The 3,511-nt window shown below is 70.2% G+C and carries 4 protein-coding genes, 1 tRNA gene and 1 pseudogene; 2 read left to right on the top strand and 4 right to left on the bottom strand.

The features are described from left to right. Positions 1-201: 201 nt before the first annotated feature. The 4 genes and pseudogenes from C1I99_RS30520 to C1I99_RS30505 all read right to left on the bottom strand — a co-directional run bounded on the left by C1I99_RS30520 (position 202) and on the right by C1I99_RS30505 (position 1,996). Complete coding sequence (locus C1I99_RS30520; protein ID WP_111137619.1) at positions 202-882, bottom strand: HAD family hydrolase; 681 nt, start codon at positions 880-882, stop codon at positions 202-204. Beyond that, positions 879-1,130: pseudogene (locus C1I99_RS30515) on the bottom strand (GntR family transcriptional regulator); the annotation flags it as partial. The pseudogene C1I99_RS30515 and the gene C1I99_RS30520, both read right to left, overlap by 4 nt. Before the next feature lie 112 nt (positions 1,131-1,242). After that, a tRNA-Ala gene (locus C1I99_RS30510) sits at positions 1,243-1,315 on the bottom strand. 90 nt (positions 1,316-1,405) lie between these two features. Beyond that, positions 1,406-1,996: a YqgE/AlgH family protein gene (locus C1I99_RS30505; RefSeq protein ID WP_111137618.1), complete on the bottom strand. Its 591-nt coding sequence runs from the start codon at positions 1,994-1,996 to the stop codon at positions 1,406-1,408. A 149-nt stretch (positions 1,997-2,145) separates the two neighbouring features. On the opposite strand from C1I99_RS30505, the gene C1I99_RS30500 reads away from it, so the two are divergent. Together C1I99_RS30500 and C1I99_RS30495 are read left to right on the top strand one after the other, a co-directional pair. Then, positions 2,146-2,949: an S-methyl-5'-thioadenosine phosphorylase gene (locus tag C1I99_RS30500; protein WP_111137617.1), complete on the top strand. Its 804-nt coding sequence runs from the start codon at positions 2,146-2,148 to the stop codon at positions 2,947-2,949. A gap of 60 nt (positions 2,950-3,009) precedes the next feature. Beyond that, a partial coding sequence (locus C1I99_RS30495) for a thiamine pyrophosphate-binding protein (protein ID WP_267897533.1) occupies positions 3,010-3,511 on the top strand: 502 nt, incomplete at its 3' end.

Here is a 3,511-nt window from a genome sequence, read left to right as displayed (position 1 = left end):
CCCGCATGAAGACCTTCAAGATCCTGCGGGACTATCGCCGCGCCGCCAAAACATTGGCCGACACCGCTTCCGGCGTTGCCAACCTCCACAACATCATCCTCGCCGGATGACGCCGACACCGTTGAACGGCAACGCGTTCACCGAGTTACGAGACATCCTTTAGCCAACTGAAATGGCCGGGCTGTCCGCCCGGCCATTTCTCTATATCAGCGCGCACGCTAGCTCACTCATGCTCGCAATCACCACGTCCGCCCCGGCGGCCCGGAACGTCTCGACCTTGGCCGGCCGATTCGCATAGCCGATCACCCCCACTCCGGCGGCACGCGCTCCGTCGATGTCCGAGAGCGAGTCACCGACCAGAACGCACCGGCTTGGTGGCTCGCCGACGGCACGCGCGGCTTGCAGGATCGGTTCCGGGTTGGGCTTCATGCGGTTCGGGTCGGCGTATGCCCGGCCGACCACCGACGACACGTACACGGCGAGCCGATGCGCTGCCAGGTACGCGCTCACCGCGCCGGCCGAGTTGTTGCTGACCACCGCCACCGGCATCCCGGCATGCCGGGCCGCCACGATGACCTCCCGGCCGTACGGCGCGGGCTCGGCAGTCTCGACGGCCCGGCGCTCGGCCGCGCAGAGCGCATCCTCCACCGCCCGCGTAATGCCATGCTCGCCAGCCGAGCCGGTGCGACGGAGCACCTCAAGCGGGTCCGGCTCGCTGGCGAGGTCCGGCGGCACATCGACGCCGTGCCGCCGCAGCACGTCAACCAGTTCGGCGGCAACCTGCGGCGCCGGGTATCCGGCGAAGATGCTGCACACCGGCCCGTCGAAATCGAGCAGCACCGCGCCGACCCCGGCGAGCAGTCGGCCGAGGTCGGCGGTCATCCGTCGTACCGGTAGGCGATGGTCGACCACACCGAGTCGAACCACTGGCGAGAAGCTTTCACGAACTGCGTGCCGCGCGACGTGTCATCATCGGTCACCGCGTAGTGGAACAGCGGTACATCCTTGCCCATCAGGTCGTAGATCGCCATGGGCTCACCCTTGATCGAGACGGTGCGCTCAACGACCGGATAGAAGCCGTAGAACACTTCCTCGCCGTTCAAAATGTAGAGCTTGAACAGCGGGGACGAAGGGTTACCGGTTGATCTGGCATGGATCTGGCACGCAGCGGCCCGAGAAGATCAGAAACAACAAAAGCCCTGGTGGGGGGATTCTGTCCCTCACCAGGGCTTTTCGCATGGGTGGAGCCGAGGGGACTCGAACCCCTGACCCCCACACTGCCAGTGTGGTGCGCTACCAGCTGCGCCACGGCCCCTTGCCTTCGCACCCGGTCGCCCGGGCACTGGGAGAACTATACACACGTCCGCCGCCATGGTCATATCGCGGGGGCTCTCCCCGCCGGCGGTCAGTTGAGTGCCACGTCCGGTGGGAAGTGGGCGACCGCGGCCATCATGCCGCCCTGCCGGCGCAGCACCATCGGCCAGAGATCGTCCGGCCGGTCGACGAAGGCGTCGCCGGGCAGCGCGTCCAGCACGAACCAGGAGCCCTCCTCGATCTCCTGCTCCAACTGCCCGGCACCCCACCCCGAGTAGCCGGCGAAGACCCGGATGCCGCCCACACTCTCCCGCAGCCGCTCCGGGTCGACCGACAGGTCGATCGTGCCGACCGCGCCGGAGACCTGATGGAAGCCCTTGACCCGCTTCACCGGCTGGCGCATGCGAGCCAGGCAGATCGCCGAGTCGGGCTGCACCGGGCCGCCCTCGAAGAGCACCGCCGGATGGCGGGCCAGGTCGCTCCAGTCACCGAGCACGTCCGCGACGGGGACCTCGGTGGCCCGGTTGAGCACCACGCCGAGCGCCCCGCCGGGCTCGTGCGCGACCAGCAGCACCACCGTCCGGTCGAAGTTCGGGTCCTTCAGCGACGGGGTCGCAACCAGCAGCCGCCCGCTCATCGACTCCGTCGCGCGCCCGCCGATCGCCTGCCCCTCTCCCTGCATACCGGACACCCCGTCAGACCGACCGCACCAGGACGCCCGGGGGCACCGTCGTCATCCGCGCTGTCAACGCCATGCCTGGCACCATAGCCTGCGCCCGGGGCGCTGGCTAAGGTCTGACGGGCGGGTGATCGAGAGGAAAAGGGGGGCCGATGAATCCGACGGCGGAACTCGCGGTGATCGGTGGGTCAGGGCTGTACGCACTGCTCGACGGCGCCACCGAGCACGAGGTGGAAACGCCGTACGGGGCGCCCTCCGATCCGGTCACCATCGCGGAGGTGGGTGGGCGCCGGGTGGCGTTCCTGCCCCGGCACGGGCGGGACCACCGGTACCCGCCGCACCTGATCCCGTACCGGGCCAACCTGTGGGCGCTGCGGTCGCTCGGGGTACGCCAGGTACTCGCCCCGTGCGCCGTCGGCGGGCTCCGCCCGGAACTCGGCCCGGGCACGTTCGTGGTGCCGGACCAGTTGATCGACCGGACCGGCGGCCGGGCGCAGACCTACTACGACCGGGGTGCGGTGCACGTCTCCTTCGCCGACCCGTACTGCCCGAACGGCCGGCGAACCCTGCTGGCCGCCGCGGCCGGTCGGGAGATCCCGGCGGTGGACGGCGGGACGGTGGTGGTGGTCGAGGGGCCCCGCTTCTCCACCCGCGCCGAGTCGCGCTGGTTCACCTCGATCGGCGGCACGGTGGTGAACATGACCGGGCACCCGGAGGCGGTGCTCGCTCGCGAGCTCGCCCTCTGCTACTCCTCGATCGCGCTGGTCACCGACCTCGACGCGGGCGTGGCAGGCGGTCACGCGGTGACCCAGGAGGAGGTGTTCCGGGTCTTCGGGGAGAACACCGACCGGCTGCGGGGCCTGCTGCTGGACGCGATCACCACGCTGCCGACCGAGCGGGACTGCGCCTGCGGGCGGGCCCTGGACGGGATCGCGGTGCCCCTCACGCTGCCCTGACCGCCCAGCGGGCAGCGAAAAGCCCGATCTGCCCGAGCCGTCCCGATAGATTGGGAGGCGATGGCAACGGTCCGCGACACCACGTACGACCTGCTGCGCGCCCTCGGCATGACCACCGTCTTCGGCAATCCCGGCTCCACGGAGGAACCGTTCCTGCGGGACTTCCCGGACGACTTCCACTACGTGCTCGCCCTGCACGAGGCGTCGGCGGTCGGCATGGCCGACGGCTACGCGCAGGCCAGCGGCCGTGCCGCGCACGTCAACCTGCACACCGCCCCGGGCACCGGCAACGGTATGGGCAACCTGGTCACCTCCTGGCACAACCGCACCCCGCTGATCGTCACCGCCGGCCAGCAGACCCGGGAGATGCTGCTGCTCGAGCCCCGGCTGACCAGCCGGCGCGCCACCGAGCTGCCCCAGCCGTACGTCAAGTGGAGCCACGAGCCGACCCGTGCGCAGGATGTCCCGGCGGCGCTGATGCGGGCGTACGCGACCGCGATGCAGCCGCCGGCCGGCCCGGTCTTCCTCTCCCTCCCCCTCGACGATTGGGGGCAGCCCGCCG

The sequence above is a fragment of the Micromonospora deserti genome, from assembly GCF_003236335.1.
Lineage (GTDB): Bacteria > Actinomycetota > Actinomycetes > Mycobacteriales > Micromonosporaceae > Micromonospora > Micromonospora deserti.
Note: the sequence above shows the minus strand (reverse complement) of the source record. Positions and strands in the feature narration are given on the sequence as shown.

Bases quoted from the DNA above. Each gene is read 5' to 3' on its own strand.
- C1I99_RS30520 (WP_111137619.1), bottom strand. From the start codon at position 882: ATGACCGCCGACCTCGGCCGACTGCTCGCCGGGGTCGGCGCGGTGCTG.
- C1I99_RS30505 (WP_111137618.1), bottom strand. From the start codon at position 1,996: ATGCAGGGAGAGGGGCAGGCGATCGGCGGGCGCGCGACGGAGTCGATG.
- C1I99_RS30500 (WP_111137617.1), top strand. From the start codon at position 2,146: ATGAATCCGACGGCGGAACTCGCGGTGATCGGTGGGTCAGGGCTGTAC.